1 protein-coding gene and 1 pseudogene are annotated in these 1,730 nt (G+C 37.9%); one reads left to right on the top strand and one right to left on the bottom strand.

Annotated elements, in window-relative coordinates:
• Positions 1-157 precede the first annotated feature (157 nt).
• Positions 158-884 (bottom strand): annotated as a pseudogene (locus ACWXWT_RS20445) (IS630 family transposase); the annotation flags it as partial.
• Between the two features lie 237 nt (positions 885-1,121).
• Here ACWXWT_RS20445 and ACWXWT_RS20440 point away from each other — a divergent pair.
• Positions 1,122-1,730 (top strand): cation diffusion facilitator family transporter (locus ACWXWT_RS20440; RefSeq protein ID WP_456043400.1); only part of this gene is annotated, 609 nt, incomplete at its 3' end.

Below are 1,730 nucleotides of genomic sequence, written 5' to 3'. Positions count from 1 at the left end.
TTTTTTTATTCGCATTTTTTTCTTGTTTGGAGAGGTTAAGTATTTCTTTATCAGTAAGAGAAGTCATACATAAAGATTAATAAGAGGTGATACTTTGATTAGATCACATTTTTATCATAATTGGTATAATATGAGCAAAGTCTAATGCGGATTGGTATGAAGTTAATTTTAAATGCTCCCACATATATTCACTGCTGGCATGCGGGGCAATAATAGCCTCTGTCGCGCCCGTTGCCGGACACACCGCGCCATATAAATACGCTGATTCGAACTGTTGTTGCCTTACCGCTCGTGGTCGGGTTCCTTTCGTCGCCCAAATGCGGGTCGTTGTATTTTGCTGACCAAATCGAGCTTCATCTTGAAACCAAACATCAATGCGATCTAACGCCACATGACCCGGGGTGTTAAGGATCGTTGACAGCTGGTAGTTTTTTAAAAGCGTCCTGAATATCTTGAGATTGTTTTGGGTGATGAGAACGGGTCGTTATCCATGACAATCCTAATTGATGCAGAAATCTGTAGATATTGGCCTGTTTAAAGGTCACGCCAAATTCAGACTGAATAAAAAGACTGACATCTCTTGCCATCAATCTTCCGCCACTCTCAGACAAGCTTTGACGTTGTACAAATTCTTTCAGATTTACCAGTTGTTTCACCGATAATTGACTGGGTCTACCTGGATTATGTTTATCATCTAGGCCGCTAATACCATGAGTTAAATAATGAGTAACCCAAGCATTAACACTGGTTCTACTGACCTTCAACATGTTGGCTATAGTAGTACGAAAATGACCTTCGGTAAAATGAAGTAAGGCGAGATAACGCATACGTTTACGAGCGCTTTTTTCGGATTTAGCTAATGCAGCAAAATTGATATTATTCATCAATATTGAAAATAAGAAAATGATGACTAATTAGATCCTATATTTAATGTAATTGGTATAATTTCTATGTTTGAATATGATTTAGTAGAAAGTGAACAACCAAGCATAAAGCTATTAATGATAGCGATAATTATTGTCATTTGTGTTATGTATATAGCATTTTTTGCAGTTTAAACTTGATCAAAGCTATGCAAAACATCAATAATGCAGCACTTATTTATAATTATTTAGACTGCTATGAATTCTCAATCTCATCCCATACAACAATGGCAACATCATCATCAGTTTAGTCATAGTAATTCTGACGGTGAACGTAATACTTTATATGTTCTGATATTAACAATTGTGACAATGTTAGCAGAAATCATAGCCGGTTCTATTTACGGTTCAATGGCATTATTAGCTGACGGTTGGCATATGGGCACCCATGCCGCAGCGTTTATGATTACCTTGTTCGCTTATCGGTATTCACGTAAGAATGCGAGTAATCCACAATTTGCCTTTGGTACGGGTAAAGTTAGTGTACTAGGTGGTTTTACTAGTGCTATTGCTTTAGGCATGGTTGCATTGATCATGTTAATTGAATCGATGGTCCGGATAATTCATCCTGAACAAATCTATTTTAATCAAGCTATCTTCGTTGCCTTTATTGGTCTTACTGTCAACATTATTAGTGTTTTTCTATTGAAAGATCATCATACCCATGACCATCATCATGCTGAGCATGAGCATGAGCATGAGCATGAGCATGAGCATGAGCATGAGCATGAGCATGAGCATGAGCATGAGCATGAGCATGAGCATGAGCATGAGCATGAGCATGAGCATGAGCATGAGCATGAGCAT

The organism is Shewanella sp. A22, from assembly GCF_053850585.1.
Note: the sequence above shows the minus strand (reverse complement) of the source record. Positions and strands in the feature narration are given on the sequence as shown.